Source organism: Bacillus carboniphilus, from assembly GCF_039522365.1.
GTDB classification, from domain to species: domain Bacteria; phylum Bacillota; class Bacilli; order Bacillales; family JC228; genus Bacillus_BF; species Bacillus_BF carboniphilus.
The window spans coordinates 1-19,681 of record NZ_BAAADJ010000047.1 but is presented as its reverse complement, the minus strand read 5'-3'; the positions used below and the strand labels follow the sequence as shown (position 1 = coordinate 19,681).

Annotated in this window: 26 protein-coding genes; 24 read left to right on the top strand and 2 right to left on the bottom strand. The window is 32.7% G+C overall.

Annotated features, from left to right (window positions below):
• Nucleotides 1–240 precede the first annotated feature (240 nt).
• The 3 genes from ABDZ91_RS14670 (at nucleotide 241) to ABDZ91_RS14660 (ending at nucleotide 2,036) form a co-directional block, all read left to right on the top strand.
• Nucleotides 241–600, top strand: a complete 360-nt coding sequence (locus tag ABDZ91_RS14670) for a hypothetical protein (protein WP_343800207.1) — start codon at nucleotides 241–243, stop codon at nucleotides 598–600.
• Nucleotides 601–858: 258 nt separating this feature from the next.
• Nucleotides 859–1,515 carry a hypothetical protein gene (locus ABDZ91_RS14665; protein ID WP_343800205.1) on the top strand — a complete coding sequence of 219 codons (657 nt, stop codon included), beginning with the start codon at nucleotides 859–861 and terminating at the stop codon, nucleotides 1,513–1,515.
• 104 nt (nucleotides 1,516–1,619) lie between these two features.
• Nucleotides 1,620–2,036 carry a nuclear transport factor 2 family protein gene (locus ABDZ91_RS14660; protein WP_343800204.1) on the top strand — a complete coding sequence of 139 codons (417 nt, stop codon included), beginning with the start codon at nucleotides 1,620–1,622 and terminating at the stop codon, nucleotides 2,034–2,036.
• An 85-nt stretch (nucleotides 2,037–2,121) separates the two neighbouring features.
• Here the strand turns inward: ABDZ91_RS14660 and ABDZ91_RS14655 are convergent, their stop codons facing one another.
• A complete protein-coding gene (locus ABDZ91_RS14655) occupies nucleotides 2,122–2,961 on the bottom strand; it encodes a tyrosine-type recombinase/integrase (RefSeq protein ID WP_343800202.1) in 840 nt (279 codons plus the stop codon).
• A 264-nt stretch (nucleotides 2,962–3,225) separates the two neighbouring features.
• Here ABDZ91_RS14655 and ABDZ91_RS14650 point away from each other — a divergent pair, with 264 nt between their 5' ends.
• From ABDZ91_RS14650 to ABDZ91_RS14565, 18 genes are all read left to right on the top strand, one after another.
• Nucleotides 3,226–3,771, top strand: coding sequence for a GNAT family N-acetyltransferase (locus tag ABDZ91_RS14650; RefSeq protein WP_343800201.1), 546 nt, complete (start codon nucleotides 3,226–3,228; stop codon nucleotides 3,769–3,771).
• A gap of 73 nt (nucleotides 3,772–3,844) precedes the next feature.
• Nucleotides 3,845–4,171 carry a hypothetical protein gene (locus tag ABDZ91_RS14645; RefSeq protein WP_343800199.1) on the top strand — a complete coding sequence of 109 codons (327 nt, stop codon included), beginning with the start codon at nucleotides 3,845–3,847 and terminating at the stop codon, nucleotides 4,169–4,171.
• A 96-nt stretch (nucleotides 4,172–4,267) separates the two neighbouring features.
• The gene (locus ABDZ91_RS14640; protein ID WP_343800197.1) at nucleotides 4,268–4,588 is read left to right on the top strand and encodes a hypothetical protein; all 321 of its coding nucleotides are present in this window, start codon (nucleotides 4,268–4,270) and stop codon (nucleotides 4,586–4,588) included.
• A gap of 618 nt (nucleotides 4,589–5,206) precedes the next feature.
• Nucleotides 5,207–6,535, top strand: coding sequence for a group II intron reverse transcriptase/maturase (gene ltrA / locus ABDZ91_RS14635; protein ID WP_343800195.1), 1,329 nt, complete (start codon nucleotides 5,207–5,209; stop codon nucleotides 6,533–6,535).
• A 289-nt stretch (nucleotides 6,536–6,824) separates the two neighbouring features.
• The gene (locus tag ABDZ91_RS14630; protein ID WP_343800193.1) at nucleotides 6,825–7,055 is read left to right on the top strand and encodes a hypothetical protein; all 231 of its coding nucleotides are present in this window, start codon (nucleotides 6,825–6,827) and stop codon (nucleotides 7,053–7,055) included.
• Between the two features lie 133 nt (nucleotides 7,056–7,188).
• On the top strand, nucleotides 7,189–7,758 hold the full coding sequence (locus ABDZ91_RS14625; protein WP_343800191.1) for a hypothetical protein: 570 nt from the start codon (nucleotides 7,189–7,191) through the stop codon (nucleotides 7,756–7,758).
• 356 nt (nucleotides 7,759–8,114) lie between these two features.
• Complete coding sequence (locus tag ABDZ91_RS14620) at nucleotides 8,115–8,630, top strand: RNA polymerase sigma factor (protein WP_343800189.1); 516 nt, start codon at nucleotides 8,115–8,117, stop codon at nucleotides 8,628–8,630.
• Nucleotides 8,614–9,684 carry a hypothetical protein gene (locus tag ABDZ91_RS14615; RefSeq protein WP_343800187.1) on the top strand — a complete coding sequence of 357 codons (1,071 nt, stop codon included), beginning with the start codon at nucleotides 8,614–8,616 and terminating at the stop codon, nucleotides 9,682–9,684. The genes ABDZ91_RS14620 and ABDZ91_RS14615 overlap by 17 nt, the downstream gene beginning before the upstream one ends.
• An 87-nt stretch (nucleotides 9,685–9,771) precedes the next feature.
• A complete protein-coding gene (locus ABDZ91_RS14610) occupies nucleotides 9,772–10,305 on the top strand; it encodes a hypothetical protein (protein WP_343800185.1) in 534 nt (177 codons plus the stop codon).
• Between the two features lie 273 nt (nucleotides 10,306–10,578).
• Nucleotides 10,579–10,923, top strand: coding sequence for a hypothetical protein (locus tag ABDZ91_RS14605; protein ID WP_343800183.1), 345 nt, complete (start codon nucleotides 10,579–10,581; stop codon nucleotides 10,921–10,923).
• 232 nt (nucleotides 10,924–11,155) lie between these two features.
• A complete protein-coding gene (locus ABDZ91_RS14600) occupies nucleotides 11,156–11,782 on the top strand; it encodes a hypothetical protein (RefSeq protein ID WP_343800181.1) in 627 nt (208 codons plus the stop codon).
• 227 nt (nucleotides 11,783–12,009) lie between these two features.
• On the top strand, nucleotides 12,010–12,396 hold the full coding sequence (locus ABDZ91_RS14595; RefSeq protein WP_343800179.1) for a hypothetical protein: 387 nt from the start codon (nucleotides 12,010–12,012) through the stop codon (nucleotides 12,394–12,396).
• A gap of 190 nt (nucleotides 12,397–12,586) precedes the next feature.
• Nucleotides 12,587–13,015 carry a hypothetical protein gene (locus tag ABDZ91_RS14590; RefSeq protein ID WP_343800177.1) on the top strand — a complete coding sequence of 143 codons (429 nt, stop codon included), beginning with the start codon at nucleotides 12,587–12,589 and terminating at the stop codon, nucleotides 13,013–13,015.
• A 98-nt stretch (nucleotides 13,016–13,113) separates the two neighbouring features.
• The gene (locus ABDZ91_RS14585) at nucleotides 13,114–13,656 is read left to right on the top strand and encodes a hypothetical protein (protein WP_343800175.1); all 543 of its coding nucleotides are present in this window, start codon (nucleotides 13,114–13,116) and stop codon (nucleotides 13,654–13,656) included.
• A gap of 174 nt (nucleotides 13,657–13,830) precedes the next feature.
• Nucleotides 13,831–14,193, top strand: coding sequence for a hypothetical protein (locus ABDZ91_RS14580; protein WP_343800173.1), 363 nt, complete (start codon nucleotides 13,831–13,833; stop codon nucleotides 14,191–14,193).
• Nucleotides 14,194–14,345: 152 nt separating this feature from the next.
• Complete coding sequence (locus ABDZ91_RS14575; RefSeq protein ID WP_343800171.1) at nucleotides 14,346–14,516, top strand: hypothetical protein; 171 nt, start codon at nucleotides 14,346–14,348, stop codon at nucleotides 14,514–14,516.
• A 226-nt stretch (nucleotides 14,517–14,742) separates the two neighbouring features.
• Nucleotides 14,743–15,291: a sigma-70 family RNA polymerase sigma factor gene (locus tag ABDZ91_RS14570; protein ID WP_343800170.1), complete on the top strand. Its 549-nt coding sequence runs from the start codon at nucleotides 14,743–14,745 to the stop codon at nucleotides 15,289–15,291.
• Nucleotides 15,276–16,223 (top strand): hypothetical protein, encoded by a 948-nt coding sequence (locus ABDZ91_RS14565; protein WP_343800168.1) that lies wholly within the window; start codon nucleotides 15,276–15,278, stop codon nucleotides 16,221–16,223. Before ABDZ91_RS14570 ends, ABDZ91_RS14565 begins: the two co-directional genes overlap by 16 nt.
• A gap of 34 nt (nucleotides 16,224–16,257) precedes the next feature.
• Here ABDZ91_RS14565 and ABDZ91_RS14560 read toward each other — a convergent pair whose 3' ends face one another.
• A complete protein-coding gene (locus ABDZ91_RS14560) occupies nucleotides 16,258–17,097 on the bottom strand; it encodes a tyrosine-type recombinase/integrase (protein ID WP_343800167.1) in 840 nt (279 codons plus the stop codon).
• Between the two features lie 164 nt (nucleotides 17,098–17,261).
• On the opposite strand from ABDZ91_RS14560, the gene ABDZ91_RS14555 reads away from it, so the two are divergent.
• The 3 genes from ABDZ91_RS14555 (at nucleotide 17,262) to ABDZ91_RS14545 (ending at nucleotide 19,519) form a co-directional block, all read left to right on the top strand.
• Nucleotides 17,262–18,095, top strand: coding sequence for a hypothetical protein (locus ABDZ91_RS14555; protein ID WP_343800165.1), 834 nt, complete (start codon nucleotides 17,262–17,264; stop codon nucleotides 18,093–18,095).
• Between the two features lie 62 nt (nucleotides 18,096–18,157).
• Nucleotides 18,158–18,643 carry a hypothetical protein gene (locus tag ABDZ91_RS14550; RefSeq protein ID WP_343800164.1) on the top strand — a complete coding sequence of 162 codons (486 nt, stop codon included), beginning with the start codon at nucleotides 18,158–18,160 and terminating at the stop codon, nucleotides 18,641–18,643.
• A 165-nt stretch (nucleotides 18,644–18,808) separates the two neighbouring features.
• Nucleotides 18,809–19,519, top strand: a complete 711-nt coding sequence (locus tag ABDZ91_RS14545) for a class I SAM-dependent methyltransferase (RefSeq protein WP_343800163.1) — start codon at nucleotides 18,809–18,811, stop codon at nucleotides 19,517–19,519.
• The last annotated feature ends 162 nt before the right edge of the window (nucleotides 19,520–19,681 follow it).

Below are 19,681 nucleotides of genomic sequence, written 5' to 3'. Positions count from 1 at the left end.
GACTTACTAACGCTTTATCAAAATCCCATTAAATAGATTTTAATTGGGTGGCAACACTCTGCATTTTTTATTGCATTTTTCTGCGCTTTTTTATTGCAAAATACATTTGTCTTTATCGAATACTGACGATGTGGAATATAGAAAGGATTTTTTTGAACCACATTGAACTGATATAGATAATCACTTAAATTTTTTTATTAACGAGCAGGTATGTTGAAGAAGAAAGGGGAAGAAACAAAATTGAAGAATTTTTTTTGGAAAGGCTTCTTATTATCTTTATTTCTATCACTGGGTCTATATCTAGTATGGTTTCAAGTTTCTCAATTCAGATTTGAAATGAAAGCACTAAATTGGGTTCATATAATTCCATCTGGGGTTTTCAATGCATTTACTGAAATCTTTACACCGTCAATACCAGACTTCTTGTTCGTCCTACCTCTTGTATTAACAGATGCAATAATACGTGGTATTCTATCCGTTGTTTATTGTTATTTTCTTCTTCGTAAAAAAGATACTATAAGCTCCTGGCTAACCCTAATTCTTTTCATTGGGATTTATCAGATGTTTATACATTTTATGATGCCACCAATGAAATTTTAATCGTGATTACTTTTTGCTTTGAACGGTGTTGATTCATAAATGATTGACGCTTTCTATGTTGGAGTAGTTATTAAGCTAACAAAGCAGGAATGTTGAAGAAGAATGATTATGAGAACGTCAGTGGCGTTCTTTTCTTTTTCATTGTTTTATGAATACAGAGACATACGGTTGGAATATTATATTAATATTTTATTATCTAGTACAGGGTGAATCCTAGGAATTTTGAAATTATAACGAAATAAGGGAGGCGGGGGTTGAATGACATTATTTATGAGGTTAATAGTCATAATAATAGTTAGTTTTGTTTTAGTAGGTTGCGAGGAAGATGAATTTTTAACTGAAGATATTAAAAAGTTAATTATACAGATATCAAACCTTAAGAATGAACTAGAAAAAAAGAACGCAGAGATAGTTGAAATGTCAAACAACCTTGATCAAGTTACAGAAAGAAACCGATTATTAGAACATGAGGTAGATCAATTAAGTATTCAAAATGAAGCTATACATGTATTCAATGTATTTAAAGAAAAGTTATTTGTTGCTTCAGACGTAGTATCTTATGAGACATTAACTATTACAAAGGTCAAGGAATTATTAGGAGAGCCAACTGAGGTCACAGAGACTACGGCATACGAGGGAATTGATATTACTTTAACATATAATGATATTACTTTAATTTTTCGGGAAGTAAATGAGATAAAGGTGATAAGAGCAATAATAATTAAGGATTCATTTTTTACTACATCAAAAGGGATTACGATAGGTTCATCTAAGGAAGAAGTTAAAAGTGTTTATGGAAAGTTTATACAAGAAGAATATGATAATTTTATTTCTCTAGGTGGTAAAACAGGTATGTCGTTTGAATTCGTTGATGACCGAGTTTCAGAAATATTTATTTGGTTTCAATATGAGTAAATTTTTTTAGATTGGGGTTAACAGTAGTGAAGGTAATGAGTTTTTACGAAGGTGCAGTTTAGTGAATCAGAAGAAATAAATTGTACTAATATTAGGGGGCTTAGATGAGAAAAAGAATTTTTCAGTTAATATTCTTTATATTACTATTATGTGGATGTTCAAAAACATTGAATAATTCAACACCAGAAGACACAATCAATTCATTTTTGAATGCAATGAAATCAGAAAATTATGAAGAAGCTTCACTTTATTTAAATATGGATTCCTTGGCAGAAGAGGATTTCCAAAGTAGATCAAATTGGGTAAAAGACATTAAGCAGGAATTTAAGGCAAGCTCTTTTAGTCTTATAAATTATAAGGTCAAAGAAATAAAAAACCAATCGGAAAATAAAAAGGAAATTATAGTTGAGTGTGAGATATATAAAAAGGGTAAAAATAAGAACACTTATGACAGTGAAGTAACATTTGTACTAATAAAAAATGCCGATGGTAATTGGGAGGTAATAATGGATTATTGGTAGATACTAAACAGTTATTCATCAACTAGTCGGGTACGAGATAAGGAGCAACGTCAAAAAAAGAGTTAATGACATTGCTCTTTTTAGTCTAAAAGTATTTTTGATAAAACTCTTTCCTAAGCCGACCACTTAGTTGAGCATAGATCCGAGTGGTCTCACTCTTTTCATGCCCCATTAAACTTTGAATGACCTCAAGTGGAGCTCCATTGTTTAATAAGTGAGTAGCATAGCTGTGTCTCAGTTGGTGAGGATGAATCTCTTTATTGATTCCAGCCCGATTAGAAATACGTTTGATGATGTATCTCATTTGTGCAACACTCATTCTATGTGGATAGCGTTCTGTCACAAAAATGGCAGGGTCTTTATCGTTTCTGCTTTCTAAATAGCGTTTTAGCCAGATTTCACAACGTATATTAAAGTAAACTTCCCTTTCCTTATCTCCTTTACCTAGAACAATTGCAGATCGATTAGACCAATTGATACTGTTCTTTTCAAGAGAAACAATTTCCCCGATCCGACATCCAGTTGAAAACATGAATTCGAATAAAGCTTTCTCCATCGTGGTAAAACAAGCTTCACGCAAATGTTCGATTTCTCGTTCTGTTAAGAATTTAGGGATACGTTTACCAACTTTAGGTTCTTTCAGCTTAGCTGCTGGATTCTTTGGGATGTGTCCTTCTTCGTGTGTCCAGCGAAATAAGGACTTAATGAACCGAATTCTGTGTGCAAGGCTAGAGGGTTTTAATTGCTGACTTGATTGAGCTAGATATTCTTTTAATTGTTCAGTATTTAGGGATCCAATTTCCACATCACTAAAATGGCGAATAAGAAGAGTTGCTTGGAGTTTATATGCCTTTAAAGTTTGCGGGGAAAAACCTTCTATTCTCTTATCCGATTCATATGCCTCCCAGATTTCTGATAATAACATTTTCTTCCTCCTAAAATGGATTTATTAGAGGAATTATGTCCATTTACATAGAAGTTAAGAACTAACTGGATAATTTTTACTAAAGGATCAGTAGAGTTTAATAAGACTTCTGCATAAAGGTCGTCAATGGTGACGATCTTTTTTCATTTTGTTGCTTTTACTAAATGTCAGAGTAAATATTTGGAATATTGTGTTAAAATTATTGTTAATGATTTGATTGGTTCATGTTTATGTGAGAACTGTGGGGAATAGGTGGGATTACTGTTGAAGATTAAACCGATATTGACAGAGAGATTGTTGATCAGAGAGCTCGAAGCTAAGGATTTAGACGGTTTATTTAAAATCAGGTCTAATGATTGCATTTTTAAACTTGTCATTTGGGGTCCAGTTAGTTATTTAGAGACTAAAAAAATGCTCGAAAAACAAATCGAGTTTCAAAATATGATAGATCGTAAAGTGTTTGTATTTGGGGTTATCTTTAAAGAAGAACTAATAGGAGAATGTTTTCTAGTTGTTAAAGATAACAAAACAGACGCTGAAATAGGTTATTACTTCCTTCCTGACTATTGGGGAAGGGGCTTTGCCACTGAAACAATTAAAAGTTTATTAGCTTTTGGCTTTAATGAATTTAATTTACATAGAATAATTGCAAAAGTTGACTCCGAGAATCATGGATCAAGTAATGCTTTAATTGGAGCTGGATTCAGACTAGAGGGATACTTTAAGAAAGATTCAATGATAAAGGGAGAATGGAGAGACAGTAAGTTATATGCAATGCTAGAAAATGAATGGAAAAATTTGATCAGTTAATGAACAAAGTGATCTTGTAAGTGGAACTAATAACGTTTATATTTATTCGTCAAATGGAAGTAGGTTGTTTTGAATGAAAGTTATTACTCTATGTGGTTCTACTAAGTTTAAAGAACAATTTGAAAAAGCAAATGCTTACCTTACATTACAGGGAAACATTGTCATAAGCCTTGGATTTTTTGAACAAAGTGAAGGCATTGAAATCACAAAAGAACAAGCTGAGTTATTCGAGAAAATACATTTTGAAAAAATAAATATGTCTGATGAAATCTTTGTTATAGACGTAAATGGATACATAGGAGAAAGTACCAGAAAAGAAATTGAATATGCAAAACAACATGGAAAATCTATTCGATATTTATCACACAGTGTATTAAATAAGAGGAATCAATTGTGCTAACGGGACAGTTTACTTGAATATGGCAAGATGATTTTATTAAGATTATTTGCTTGAATAGAATAATATCAAAATAAAGTTAGGGGTGAAAATCTAGGAATGATTAGATTACTTTTCACAGCAGTTACTGTTTCAGTTATGGTTCTGACAGGTTGTACGGCAAAAGTAGAAAACGATGAATATGTAAGCAAAGATGTAGTTTTAGAGCAGGCTAAGGAAATAGAAACCAGTCCACATGTTGTGGAGTGGAAAGCAGAAATTGTTAAAGATAAAGAGATTCGAACAAGAAACAATACCACCGAGAGAAGAACTGTATGGGTAGTAGAAGCTATATATCCAGCAGGCAACAGGACGGTAATAATTTTTGACGCTAAAACAGGAGAGGGCTTAGCATTGAAAGAATTAGAACCCAATAAGTAATGTAAAACTTAGTTCGTGAAATATTAAACTTCAAATTAAAGAGTGCGTCTCTCTAATAGAGGATTGATGATGTTTTTTTGTAGAAGTTACTGAACTAACGGAACAGATGTGCGGCCGAGCCTAGGTCGTATCATATAACGGGTGGGATTCCCGTCGAGTAAGAACTAGCCATTCGCTCGTAGCGAGTCTTGGAGGGCTAAAGGTAACTTTAGTCTTTAAGCGTAGACAGTTAGGTAGCGGGCCGAAAGCCAAGTGGTTGAAGGGATTGAGCTCCATAATGTTAGTAACTCGAGAGGGCTGATGTTTTATCTGTGACAGAAAGCTACATTTTATCTTTCGTTTTGGCAAGAAGGATGAAACTTCTCTGGAGTCAGAGACCTTGGCACGTTACACATTGATATGATACGGCAACTCGGGAGACCCTACCGGTCTTTTCATTTTTTTTTAGAAGAGTATGGTGTACAAACGATAATAAGTGAGGAAGCCAAAAGCTTGGTAGGGAGTCGGATAGCAGCGTAGTACCAGTGAAGTTGTGTAATGCCGATGGAGGGAAGGCTAGCTACCAGTTATCACCCTTGCTAGGGACACATTTACTACACACAGAGGTAGGAACAATAAATGGAAACAAAACTACTAAGGATAGCAGAATTAGCGAAAGCTGATCCTAAAATGAAATTTACATCTCTTGCGCATCTATTAAATGAGCAAGCACTAGATCAATGTCATCTTGAATTACCTAATAAGAAGGCAACTGGGGTTAATGGAACAACTAAAGAAGAATACAGTGAAAATCTAAAAGAAAACATAGCGGATTTAGTAAATAGGCTGAAAAGCAGGAGCTATCGTCCTGTTCCTGTAAAGAGAATGTATATCCCAAAGCTTAATTCAAACAAGAAAAGACCATTGGGAATACCAGAACATGAAGATAAGATTGTTCAAAAAGGCATTACTAAAATACTTAATACCATCTATGAAAATGATTTTCTAGATTGCTCCTTTGGATTCCGTCCCAATCTTAATTGCCATGATGCATTGAAAATACTGAACTATTACATTGAAAAGAAATCAGTAAATTATGTAGTAGATGTAGATATCAAAGGATTCTTTGACAACGTTGACCACCAATGGATGATGGAGTTTCTAAAACTGCGTATTGCTGACCCTAGCCTACTTAGAATAATTGGTAGGTTTCTTAAAGGTGGATATATGGAGGAAGGTAAGAAGTACAAGACAGACAAAGGTACACCGCAAGGTGGAGTAATATCACCGATATTAGCCAATGTATATCTTCATTATGTCCTTGACTTATGGTTTGAAAATAGGGTCAGGAAACAGTGTAAGGGCCAAGCATACATGGTAAGGTATGCAGATGATTTTGTTTGTTGTTTTCAATCTAAGAGCGAGGCTCAGCAATTCTTTCAATCATTAAAATCTAGATTAAAGAAATTTAACCTGGAAATAGCTGAGGATAAAACCAAAATAATTCCCTTTGGGCGGTATGCCGAAAAAGATGCAAAACAGAAGGGAAACAAGAAGCCAGCAACCTTTGATTTCCTTGGCTTTACTCACTATTGTGGGAAAAGCAAACAAGGAAACTTTCGGGTGAAGCGCAAAACAAGTAGGAAGAAAATCCAAAGCAAGCTAAAAGAAACGAAAGAATGGCTGAAGAATAATAGAAATCAAGATATCCATATGATTATGGATAGATTTAAACGCTCACTCACTGGATATTACAACTATTATTGCATCACCGATAATACTCCAAGTGTAAACAAATTTAGAGACAAAATCGGATTCATACTATTTAAATGGCTCAACAGAAGAAGTCAAAGGAAATCATTTACTTGGGATAAATTCAGACTCTTTCTTACTAAACATCCATTACCTTACGCAAGAGTGAAGGTTAATATATACGATTTAAGAAAAGAGGTAAGCTACATTTTGTGAATGAAAACTTGGAGGAGCCGTGTGCGTGAGTAGCGCAAGCACGGTTCTGTGAGGGGGGAGAATACAATCTACCGAGAGGTGGAGAGGTTCTCTTCTACTCGACTTGTTGAAGAAGAACTAATACTGGTAAGTCGTCAAAAAGACGGCTTTTTTTTATTTTTCATTCCTTTCAGAATATAAGGGCAGCAATTGGAATATTATGTTAAAATCTTATTAACTTAGCTAATGAATAAACAACACCATAGTTAAAAAGGGGATAATTTAATCAGATGCCCAAGGGGGGATGAAAATGATAGGTGTTTTGGTTGTAACACCTATTCTTATATTATCATCTATAATAGTTTTTTTGATGGTAAGAAAAAGCAAAATCTCAGGAACAAAATTTATGTTATTAGGACTAAGTTTCCTAATATTTGGAGGCATTTTTGTGATTGATACAGATACATATTTAGAGGGTGTTGAATACTTAGTTGTATATATAGGTTTAATATTATCAGTAGTTGGTTTTGCAAAAAATTAATAAACTCATTTGAAATAAATAAGCCCAAACCCTAGTTGAACTGACTATGAGATATCGATGCAAAGCTCCTATTTTGCTAAAAGTTTGTTTACTATAATAAGTGAAATAATGGGAAAAAGTTGGAGGGGAAAATTTGAAAAATAAGAGAAAAAATCTATTATTACTAGGACTCATATTATCAATCATTTTGAATTTGTATCTGTTTCAACAACTTAACGATAGTAAGGACAAGTCAAGAATAGCCCTTTTTGAAAAAATTAAAAATGGAGTTAGCTATTCATATGAATTTGGAGAAACTCTACAAAGAAAATATAACGATGTTTCTGAAAGGGAAAAAGCGGAATATCTAACTGCGATGTTTTGGAGTTTACAGTTATCCACTCATATGCTTGAAGCTGCTGAGCCAAATGATGATAGATATAGAGAGCTAGCAGGTCTATTTAGTATTTACAGTCATATTCCATCATCAAATGACTTAGGAGAACTAATAAATAAAGTGGATGTGTCGGATGAAAATAAATTAAAATTACTAGATATATGGTTATCAGATATGAAGTATCTAGATAAAAATCTACATTCCTTACAGTTGGCTGAAATGGATTACTCTGAATTAAGAGCTTTTTGGGAGATGTTATTACAAAATCTAGAATATGAAGATGAAGCGTTAAATAGATACAAGCAATCATTCTTAAATGGAATATAAATTTATTCACGTTACTGTTGCGTTACCTAATTAGAGAGCTCAAGCTTATTTTTGAAGTTATTGAAGTAAAGAAGCAGTATTGTTGAATAAGAAGTTGTAGGAAAAGGTCGTCATGGTGACGGTCTTTTTTATTTACCATTATTTTCAGAATATAAGGAAAATAAATTGGAATATTATGTTAAAATCGATGTACAAAACCACAACGAGCAGCTGTGTAAATTCAAATCAAAGATACTGTTGTTTTTTTGTTGAAAAATTCAGTGGGAATTACCTAATCAGATACTAATATAAAAATTCAGAAAAGCGAAACTTCTGATAACGTTAATCGTCTATGGAAAGGAAAGTGAGGTGTTGTTGTGACTTGGGAAGAGCTATATCTAGATTTTAGTGACAAGGTTCATCATTATATATTACTTATGGTTGGAAATGAAGTATTGGCAGAAGATTTAACTCATGATGTCTTTATTAAAGTCCAGAGGGCATTAGGTGATTTTAGAGGTGATTCAAGTTATTATTCGTGGATCATTACAATCGCACGTAATGTTGTTTATGATCACTGGAGAAGAAAAAAAATTGTACAATTTATTTCGTTCACCTCTGACAGGGAAGTTGACGCTAATACACCAGAAATAATTCTTGAGAAGAACGAAGAAATACTGGAATTATATAAAATCATAAAAAAACTAAAAGTTCAGTATCAAGAGGTTATTATTCTTAGAAAGATTCAGGAACTATCGATTTCTGCCACAGCAGAAGCACTTGGTTGTTCAACAAGTAGAGTTAAAACCATTACTTTTCGAGCTATGAATGCATTGAGAGCAGAATTGCGTAAGAACTTACATGGAGGTGAGGACATTGGACCACAACTATAAAGATGATTTAGATAGCCAGTTGAAAGAAATGAACAAATCAAATAGATCTCATAAAGATAAAATGATGACCTTTGAAAAGTTAAAAAATTCTTCCCCGAGAAAATTTTCCCCGCAAAAATATTATGCTGCCATATCTCTATTAGTAGTTTTACTGTTTATACTCGTAATTCCGAACATGAACAGTCTAATAAAAGAATGGCAAAAGACATCTGAGCCTCCTTTGGTTGAAAAAATAGTGGAAGAGAACTTAGTGGGAACAAACGTATTCACCGTTGATGATATTACCCAGGATAAACTTACAAAAGTGAGTAAATATTTTAAAAGTGAACAAAAGCCATCAAACATAACCATCAGCCCCAACTACAAACCTACCTTATATTCTATTCGGTATGATAATGCTTCGGTTGAGAACTATTATGTATGGATTGACGGTAGAAGAACTGATGAAGGCATAGTGTTCGAAGGAGCATTTCAGCGCGAAGGTGATGATAACCTTTATGAAATCAGTCAAGAAATAGCTACTATCCTATTAAGTGATTTTTTTACTTATGACATGGAGCTAGAAGAAAGCCATTTATTATCGTTAGAACAATTTAACGAGTTAGACGTAAGCACTAACAATTCGTTATTACAAAAAACAAATTTTAAGGAAATTACCCTTAATCAGGTAAACATTCCTAATGTTGATGTGCCTTTAGATATATCCGCTCAGACGTTGATGAAAAATTATATGGGATTACCTAATTGGAAGCTGGAATCTCAAGGAAGTTACATTCTTATGTATGAAGAGTGTTTATGTGGCTTTAATGTTGGCTTTCAGTATGACAAAAAACCATATATTGAAGTAGCGGGATATTTTGTACCGTTGGAAGATATAAGCGGAGATGAAATAAAAGCCGCATTAGGGGAACCCATTTTTTTCGAAGAAAGTCAGACTGTATCGAGTTATACATTAGGCTATTTTAACGAAAATCATAATGGTGCATTGATGTTTAGAAGTTATTCCAATGATAAAGATACCTTCCATTCATTCTCGGTGTGGAGGAATAAATAATATTCTTTATAACAATAGATAAAACCAATTTTGCAGCTGTTTAGTTAAGATCTTGTTTGAACATCTCGTTGAAAAAAGGAGGATATAATGGAAAAATTCGTTTTAGTCATTTCGTTATGTTTTATATTATTTGGTTGTTCAGAAGAAGCCGATTTAAAATCAAATTCGGACAAAGAACTACTAGAAGCAAATACAGAGAAAGATGTTCCAGTTACTGAAATCGTTATTGAACCGACCGAACTTATCCTTCATGAAAGTGCATACTTACTTGATTCCGTTATGAGTGATATTACTGGAGATGGTAAGGAGGAGGAAGTCTTGTTGTATATCTCCCCATCACCTTTTGATGAAGAAACAGGTGAAGCCATTTGGTGGGAAGACCTTCACTTATGGCAATTAGTAGTTAAAGAAGGTGAAAGAACTTATCCGCTTTTCAACAACAATTCTAGTGGAATATTAAGTTTTTGGATTAGTCAGGATCCTGAGAAACGAATTATTTTAGTAGATGAAAGTGGCACTCAATTAACAGTGTCAGAGCTTAAATATAACGAAGGTGTGTTTCAAAAGGATGATTTGGTTGACACAGGTGTAACACATGAACGTTCTTCCGTAGAGTGGTAATTTTCCTTTCTGAACACCATTATAAGGCTGTTAAGAGTATGTATAGGCACGTTAGGAATTATACTGTTTTTACTTGTGAAAACCGAAATACCAGAAAAAAAGGGGAATTTCCTTTTTGGTGTTTTGTTGATCATCACGGGTTTCTTAATTGATTATAATATGGGATAGTATGCTCTTTGATTTTTAATAGAAATTACCTCTTTGATTAACTAAAGGCACAAATAAATTTAATAATATTTTATTAATGAGGATTTTTTTGAAAAGGGGGACAATGTGAAATTACTTCAATTTTACCCATATTTTATCGCTGTTGTATTTAGTGGCTTTATATATTATTTAATTGCAATAGACCTAACTGATGAAATAGGTCAATTTATAATATTATTCAGTACACTCATACCTACAATCATTATTGCCAGGTTTTATCACATGAAGTTTAATAAAGCATTCATGATTTCATTTTCTTTCTATTTAGTTGGAATAGCCTTCATGTATTATGTATTTGAACATGTCGGACCATACAGAATGTCATTGCATAGATTAGCTTTTCCATTCTACTTTGCTGTATGTACGATTGGAATTGTTATTGGATTCATAATCTCAAAACGTGAAACGTAAATTTTTGTGATCATTATATTACTGAAATGGGTTTTTTTCTAGTAACTAGGTGATTTTTTATTGTGATTTAAGATCTTTAAGAGAAGTTATAGTCTCTTACCTTTGTTTTATTTTAAGAAAGGACAGGAAAAAAGCTTAGGAAAATTAGTCGGAATACTAAATTTTCTCATAAGATGTGAGTTTCAATTTGGTAATTCTAGTTAAATAAACATTCGTGATGAGGGAGGAAGAGATGAAGGGGAACATTCAAAAATTTATTGGGGTTGTTCTGTGGCTACTCCTATTTTTGATTTTGTTTAATATGATGTTGGACAATACAACGGATATGACCAAAGGATTAGTTGGATTTGGTTACTGCATCCTATTATTTGGGTTAGGATTCTTAAGTCATCGTTTTATTCACAACATGATATTAAAATCGGGTATCAATGTAGTTTTAGTTTTTTTCTTTGTCTTTTTTTTAAACAAGGTACTTATTATACAAATTAGCTACTACATTTTAGTTTTTGGAACCATTGCCTCATCTATCCTTGATATTCGGAGAGTTTCCGAAGGAAAAGATAGAATGCAGAAACTTTTGAAACTGACACTTATGTATTTTGTTATATTGTTTAGTCTGTTTCAAATATTTGATGTGAAATGGTTTGCTCATAATCAAATGAAACATGAGGTAAGAACCTATATTGACGAGACAGAAAAGCTCAAAGATTATCAAATTAAATCAATTTATGCAAATACTGCAGATGGACCTACCTTTGCTGTAGTCACATTTAGACAAGAACCTGAAAAAGAATATGTATTTGTGGATGCTGGGAATCGAGTTGAATTGAGTTTAGTTAGAAAAAAAAGATTCCCATAGACATAAGGTTGCATTTAGTAAATTGTAATGAACCACTTAATAGATAACGAACATATTGCCAATCTACAATATCAATATTATTGTGATCAATTAACCATCTAATTGAGATTGGGGCAATAGTCATAATCAATAATGGGATCTATAGCTCATATTTAAGTAACGGGTCAGTTTAATTGAAGAAGATTATGGTACAATTTAACATATGAAAGATATAGTTTATAAGGGAGATGTTTAGAATTAGAAAGATAATAGCTTCAATAACTTTAATGTTAATAATTTTAACTGGTTGTTCTTCTGAAGCAAGTCTAACTAACGAAGAAAAAGTTACGGGAGTAGTAAATAATTATTTAGAGGCTTTAGAGTCAAAGGACATATCAGCAATGGTAAAATACACTGACGATTTAAGATTTCCTGATAAAGAGGAACAAAAGAAACAGTATAAAAATATTGAAGAGGAAATTACTGATACTAAAATAGTAGAGGTTAAACAAGTAAGTGAAATTGAATTTAAGGCTACGGTTGAAATTGTTTCTGATGGGAAATTGAATGAACTTACATTTCCAATTCAAAAACAAGAAGAGGACTGGAAAATTATCGTTGGACAAGACTTTTAAAAATAGGGTGCGCTCCTTCAAGAAGGAAGTCGCACCTTTTTATTGAAGTAACGGGGCAGAATTGTTTAATAAGGAATATTAGTGAAACTATATGTCTGAATATTCGTATTATTCAATAAGGGAAGTGATCAATGAATACTTTCGCTCTTATAAATAAACAAAATTTCATTAAAAAGGGTGAGGTTTTCTTGTGAAGAAAAGATATTTTTTTATGATTTTCGTGTTTCTATTAGTCATTGGTTTTGTATTTTTTCATTCCATACAATCTTATCTATTTAAAGCTTCATTTGATAATAACAAAGAGGTTGCTATTGAGGCAAAAGCTGTATCCTTTGATGAATTATATTTAAATGCATTTCAACAAATGAAATTAGCACAACAGTTAGAGTCTTCTACAAAATATTCTTTGGTGGCTGAAGAAGTAAGAGATGGTTACGAAAAAACAAATGAGACTTTACATTTCCTAAAGGAACATCCAAATATCAAATCTATCAAGGTTGAGCTTCCAATAACAAGGTACAAAGATAAAGACAATATAATTGAGTTTATTTCTGGAAAAGGAAAAATCATTGAGGTATTGATAAATGATGAATGGGTAGAATACAATGCTCCCGAATAAATTATATATCACGTACGGGTACTAACGGTTTAGTATTCAAATACCTAACAGACACCACATAAAGTAGAAATTGGCTGCAAAGTATATGGAGGTGGAATATGAAACGGAAAATAATATTATCTATTTCATTTATAATTTTGTTGGCTACCATTGCAATATTTACATTTTATAAAGCAAATTATAAGACCATTGATGTAGCGATAAGCGAGGCAAATATCCCCATTGATGAAATTTTTCACACCACCGTTTATAAAGGTCATACTATTATCTTTTATGGTAAGGACGATGTGTTATCAGTAGGGTTAATTGAAAAGACCCCTTTAGGATTTCGGTGGGGTTTTGGAGCAGGAAGTAAACATTTCAACGTTGAAAATAGAATATTAACCAAAATGTTTAGTAACTTACATCCTAAGGAAATAGAATCAGAAGAAGACCTAGTTTCCCTCACATTCGGTGTAATTTACGATGACTCAATAGAGGCATTAAGGATTAAATATAATGAGCAAGATATAACCGATGCAACAATTATAAACACTAGTAAAGGTCGGATATGGTATAGCTTTTCAGAAACCCCTGTTAATTATGATCCAGAAGTGAAAATTATTTATAATGATGGAACTAGTAAATCGGGATGGTATTGAATTATACAAAAGGAAAACCTTAATTTAAAAAGATTAACGTTTTCCTTTCGTTTAAGTTATTCTACTAAAGAGTCGATGCTTCATAGCAAAGGATCACTTTTTTAACTAATGAGGCATTTAATGGAATAAGGGAATTATCATTTCGGAAGAATAGTCCTGAGGTGGTAATAGTTTATGAAAAAAATAGTCATAGTGCTTGTTGGATTACTCTTGATAGGATGGAATGGAGTTCCCAAAAATGAATTGCTCGAAGAAACTTTATACTTTCGGTACTATACCTACCTTGACCAAACATACTCAGATTTCGTCATGTGTCCAAGAATAGATAAAATCGAAAGAATAAAAGGTAATACTCGTAGACATGTTGTGTATGCAAGTGCGCTAAACTTTGCAGCTCATCATGGTGACATTCCCTACGATATAATTCATTTCACATTAACTGATACTCCAGAAAAGGGGGTAGAAATCAATGAAGTGACAGTAGAAAGAGGTATCCCTGAAAAAGAAAGTCTTAAACAGTGTAGAACTAAAAACTAAAAATCTGCCTAAGGGTAGCGTTGATCAAATTAAAGGATTGACGCTATTTTTGTTGCTTTTTTTAGAATATGAGGCTCAAAATTGGAATATTATGTTAAAATATTGTTAATAAAACAAATGTCAACGGAGCAATTATTAAGGGGGAATCGACTTTGTGGTGGTTTGTGATTACAGTTATTGGAGTTTTATTATTAGCATTTCTAATAGATTTTAGAAGGAAGAAAAGAAGAAATGATAAGGATACAAAAAGAATTGATCCTAGTATAAGAAAAGGGAAAGAAGGTAGTGATTGGAATAGTGGTGATGGTCCTGCTGGATTTTAAAACTTGAGTAAAAACATTTTACTAACGAGCAGTATTGTTGAAGAGAATATTGATTCGAGAAGGTTTTACAGTTACATAGAGAATAAATAATATTGAAGGTAATCATAAGTCAAATGGGCAGTTAATTCACTAGGATTAACGCCCTTTATTTTTTTACAACAAGAAATAAATTTTCGGGAACCTGATCTAACAAAGCGTCGTCTATAAGGGAAGAAGGGGGAAGGAAATGAAAAGGGATATAGAAAATACTGAGAAGGGAAAAATTTCAAAAATTGAATCATTGCTGACTCAGTATGGGACTGAATTAAAAAGGATTGCCTATCTCTATCTAAAAGACCATGCCCTTACTGAAGACATAATACAAGAAGTATTTATTTCTTGCTACAACCATATTGAGCAATTCAGAGAAGAAAGTAGCTATAAAACATGGTTAATTAAAATTACCGTTAATAAATGCAAAGACACATTAAAAAGATGGAGTTTTCGTAACATCGTGTACAAAGAAAAAATGGACTTAAATATAGCTGAGGCTGAAACGCCAGAAATTCAAACTATCTCAAAAATTGAAGATGTACTTTTAGCTAAAGAAATCCTTGCGTTGCCTGTAAAGTTTCGAGAAGTGATTATTCTCTATTATTATCAAGATCTTAGTATAGAAGAAATAAGCAATATCTTGGATTTAAAAACCAATACAATTAAGACAAGATTACATCGGGCAAGAATAAGGTTAAGGGAAGCTTTGGAAAGGGGTGGAAATGAGTGGAAGAGAAACTGAAATCGGTGAAAGACACATTAAATAAAACAATCCTTCATGATGTCACGATCTCGCAGAGTGAAAAGGAAAGGATAATGAGTTCTTTGACAAAAAAAGAAAAAAAACGTATTCCTTTTACTTATTATTTCTCCTCCGTTCTTGTTGCTGCTCTATTATTTATTTTGATTGTTCCAAATATATACAATGACAATATAAAAAATGAACCAGGGACGGAAACAGAAGTAATAACAGAGACTCCTCCAGAACAAATATCAAAACCAGAATTTGATTCGTTTGACGCATTCATCAGTGACACTTTAAAATATCTGAACCTTCCAGAAGAACAATGGGAAGATATAAATACACTTTCTATTATTGCTTATATTGATCACTTTAATAATGAAATTACTAAAAAGGGCTTAACAGATGAAGTAAGCAAATTGCAAGAAACTGCGATTAAAATAAAAAACAATAATAGATCTGAAAAGACTAGTTTGAAAAACGTCTCCCTTGCGAAAGAGTTCAAAGAACAATTACAAGTAATTCACAATAAACTTTATGCAAAACCGATAGGTGAACATTATGGAAAACCTATTTATGCGATTGAATACTATCAAGTTGAAAAGCCAGAATATAATTCTTTAGAATCATTTATCAATGATGTGGCGAAAAAATGGGAAGAAGATTCCGAGTATAGAAGTGGATTGGTTGATAAAAAAACGGGCGATATTATGATTGCCAATACCGTTCTGCACTATGTGAATTATTTCAATTTAGAAACTGAACAAGACGGATATTTAGAATGGAACTTGAAAATGTGGCAAGATATTGCCTACAAAATGGTTAGCAATGAAGGCATACCTGAGTTAGAGAAGGAAAACGAAAATCTTGCAAAAGAATTTGAAGAAAGAATGAAGTTTATTTTGTCGAAACTAACGCCTAGTGAGAGTTAAAGGAGCAACGTCAAATGACATTGCTCTTATTCTGTCAAAAGTATTTTTGATAAAACTCTTTCCTAAGCCGACCACTTAGTTGAGCATAGATTCGAGTGGTCTCACTCTTTTCATGCCCCATTAAACTTTGAATGACCTCAAGTGGAGCTCCATTGTTTAATAAGTGTGTAGCATAGCTGTGTCTTAGTTGGTGCGGATGGATTTCTTTATTGATTCCAGCCCGATTAGAAATACGTTTGATGATGTATCTCATTTGTGCAACACTCATCCTATGTGGATAGCGTTCTGTCACAAAAATGGCAGGGTCTTTATCGTTTCTGCTTTCTAAATAGCGTTTTAGCCAGATTTCACAACGGATATTAAAGTAAACTTCCCTTTCTTTATCTCCTTTACCAAGAACAATTGCAGATCGATTAGACCAGTTGATGCTATTCTTTTCGAGGGAAACGATTTCCCCGATACGACAGCCCGTTGAAAACATGAATTCAAATAAAGCTTTCTCCATTGTGGTAAAGCAAGCTTCACGCAAATGTTCGATTTCTCCTTCAGTTAAGAACTTAGGAATCCGTTTGCCAACTTTAGGTTCTTTTAGTTTAGCTGCTGAATTTTTATGGATGTGTCCTTCTTCATGTGACCAGCGGAATAAAGACTTAATGAACCGAATTCTGTGTGCTAGGCTAGAGGGTTTTAATTGCTGACTTGATTGGGCTAGATATTCTTTTAATTGTTCAGTATTTAGGGATCCAATTTCTACATCACTAAAATGACGAATAAGTAGATTTGCTTGAAGTCTATATGCCTTTAAAGTTTGCGGGGAAAAACCTTCTATTCTCTTATCCGATTCATATGCCTCCCAAATTTCTAATAATAACATGTTCGTTCCTCCAAAAATGAATTTATTAGAGGATTATGTCCATTTACATAGAAGTTAAGAACAAACTGGATAATTTTTACTGATTGGTCAGGTTGCTTGAATAATGAATACTATTATTTGTTATTAAGAAAATGAATAAAATGATTTTGAAGGGAGGGGGTTATATGAGAAAACTATTAATTGCATTTATTTTATTGTTACTTTCTGGATGTGAAGAACTCGTTATTGAAAAAGACCCAAAGTCCGAAATTATCAAGAGCGAAAATGAAAATAGAAGCAAGGTGGAAAGTGAGAAAACAAGTAAAGATGGTCATGTATTTACAGCCGATGTGATTGAACCAAGTGAAATTGTTATACATGAAAGTGCATCTCTAATTGAATCAATGGTGAGTGACGTTACTGGTGATGGTATAGAAGAAGAAATCTTGTTGTATATCACTCCCTCACCTTTTGATGAAGAAACGGGTGAAGCAATATGGTGGGAAGACCTTCACTTCTGGCAATTAGTAGTTAAAGATGGTGAAAGGACATATCAGCTTTATAATTATGATGTCATTGGGACTCTAAGTTTTTGGATAAGTCATACCCCTGAAAAACGCATAATAATAGTGAATGAGAGTGGAACCCAATTAATAGTTTCCGAGTATAGGTACGATAATGAAGTGTTTCAAGAAAAGGTGTTACTAGATACAGGGGGAACATTTGAACGCTCATCAAAAGAGTGCATTTTGAGGCGATGTACACAAGCAGAAGAAAAATCCGAACCCCTGTATGTAACCAAAGAAGAGGTTTTAAAAGAGGCTAAAAGATTAGAACCCAGTCCAAACGTAAAATGGCAAACAGAAATAGTTGAGAATTATGAGATTCCTCATGAGGCTGAAAAAAGAACTGCCTGGAAAGTGCAAGGAGTATATCCTTTTGGAAATAAAATTATAATCCATTTTGACGCTTATACTGGGGAGCAATTAGTGCTTACAGAAACAGAACCTCCGAAGTAACAGTATTTTTCACTAACGGAGCAGAATAGTTTAAATCTAACAGAAGAAGGAAGGGGAACTACTTGAAAAAAGAATGGGATAGCATTAGCTCAATACAGGAATGTACTTTAAGTGGGATTTATGCAAATCAAATAAATGTATTCCGTTACGATAATGAACTAAGTTTTACTTCTTCTAAGCCAATATTAGCGATTAGAAATCCAGAATTACACAAAACAACGTACTGGAAGTTTGGTTGGAGAGAAACTAAGTCGGGTGATGATATACTGATAGTAAGTGAACAAAATACTCCAGAACCACTTCAATATGAATCAGTAAATACTCCTTATCAAAGTCATGTTATAAAAAGCTCCAGTTTTTCTCTTAACCACAATAAAATTAAAAAAGTTAATGTTTATGGATTTATTGATGGAAGCAATCAATACTTAACTGACATTATTTTAGAACTAGAGGACCGTTATATTTCCATTCGAGCGGGAGCTGTTATAGAAATAAAAATAACAGAAATGCAACCTGACAATAAAGGAAACAAAATTTTTTCTGTATGAAAAGTCGGAATATTGAGTCTTTCTTATAACGCTTATCAAAAAAGGATTAACCATCTTACTTGTCAGATCCCTTATTTAACAAACGGATCAGTTTAGTTGAAGAAGGTATTAAGTATTTATTAGAGAATATGAAACTAAATATAATTTTTTTAGGGGGATAAACGATTGAGTAGAGTTGATTTAATTCGTAAAGAAGAAAAAAAGTATCACGATTTTTGTTACGAGAACTACAAGTTATTTGAAGAAGGTTCTTGGTTATACAAACCAGTTAAAACAGTAATGGATTTACTGCCTTTATTTAATAATAAAGAAAATATTCGGGTTTTGGATTTAGGTTCGGGAGTAGGAAGAAATAGTATCCCAATTGCCCAAGAGATAAAAGAAAAAAATGGACAAGTTGTTTGTGTGGATTTATTAGATTCAGCATTAGATAAATTAAAACTATATAGCGAAGAGTATGAAGTAAAAGAAGTAATAAAACCTCAAAAAGCAGATATAGGACATTACGATATTAAAAAAAATGAATATGACTTTATTGTTGCTGTATCGACTTTAGAACACGTTGAATCAGAAGATATTTTTGAAAGTGTAATTAGACAAATGGCATTAGGAACAAAAGATGAGGGAATAAACTGTATTATTGTTAATTCAGAAGTAGAAGAAATTGATATAAAATCCAACCAAAAATTAGATGTTATGATGGAGATCAATATTAAAACAGAAGATATGATAAATAAATTAGATAGAATATACGAAGGTTGGGAACTATTAAACAAACTGGTTAAACCGTTGGAATATAAAATTGTACGAGATGAAAAAGATGTTTTATTGAAAACAAATGCTATAACTTATGTTGTTAGAAAAATTGGTATTTAACTATAAGTAGCTTGGTTAAGGAACAGCTGCTAATTTAGGTGGCTTTTCTTATTCAACTAAACCAGCTAATAGTTTGTCAACATTTTTCAATAAAAAGATTAAAAACAACGTGATATACTAAAATTGAACATGCCAAATAACCTTCCTCTATACTGTATTTGG

Excerpts from the sequence above, each read along its gene's own strand:
- ABDZ91_RS14665 (WP_343800205.1), top strand. The coding sequence starts at position 859 with ATGACATTATTTATGAGGTTAATAGTCATAATAATAGTTAGTTTTGTT.
- ABDZ91_RS14660 (WP_343800204.1), top strand. The coding sequence starts at position 1,620 with ATGAGAAAAAGAATTTTTCAGTTAATATTCTTTATATTACTATTATGT.
- ABDZ91_RS14655 (WP_343800202.1), bottom strand. The coding sequence starts at position 2,961 with ATGTTATTATCAGAAATCTGGGAGGCATATGAATCGGATAAGAGAATA.
- ABDZ91_RS14645 (WP_343800199.1), top strand. The coding sequence starts at position 3,845 with ATGAAAGTTATTACTCTATGTGGTTCTACTAAGTTTAAAGAACAATTT.
- ABDZ91_RS14640 (WP_343800197.1), top strand. The coding sequence starts at position 4,268 with ATGATTAGATTACTTTTCACAGCAGTTACTGTTTCAGTTATGGTTCTG.
- ltrA (WP_343800195.1), top strand. The coding sequence starts at position 5,207 with ATGGAAACAAAACTACTAAGGATAGCAGAATTAGCGAAAGCTGATCCT.
- ABDZ91_RS14630 (WP_343800193.1), top strand. The coding sequence starts at position 6,825 with ATGATAGGTGTTTTGGTTGTAACACCTATTCTTATATTATCATCTATA.
- ABDZ91_RS14610 (WP_343800185.1), top strand. The coding sequence starts at position 9,772 with ATGGAAAAATTCGTTTTAGTCATTTCGTTATGTTTTATATTATTTGGT.
- ABDZ91_RS14600 (WP_343800181.1), top strand. The coding sequence starts at position 11,156 with ATGAAGGGGAACATTCAAAAATTTATTGGGGTTGTTCTGTGGCTACTC.
- ABDZ91_RS14595 (WP_343800179.1), top strand. The coding sequence starts at position 12,010 with ATGTTTAGAATTAGAAAGATAATAGCTTCAATAACTTTAATGTTAATA.
- ABDZ91_RS14585 (WP_343800175.1), top strand. The coding sequence starts at position 13,114 with ATGAAACGGAAAATAATATTATCTATTTCATTTATAATTTTGTTGGCT.
- ABDZ91_RS14580 (WP_343800173.1), top strand. The coding sequence starts at position 13,831 with ATGAAAAAAATAGTCATAGTGCTTGTTGGATTACTCTTGATAGGATGG.
- ABDZ91_RS14570 (WP_343800170.1), top strand. The coding sequence starts at position 14,743 with ATGAAAAGGGATATAGAAAATACTGAGAAGGGAAAAATTTCAAAAATT.
- ABDZ91_RS14560 (WP_343800167.1), bottom strand. The coding sequence starts at position 17,097 with ATGTTATTATTAGAAATTTGGGAGGCATATGAATCGGATAAGAGAATA.
- ABDZ91_RS14555 (WP_343800165.1), top strand. The coding sequence starts at position 17,262 with ATGAGAAAACTATTAATTGCATTTATTTTATTGTTACTTTCTGGATGT.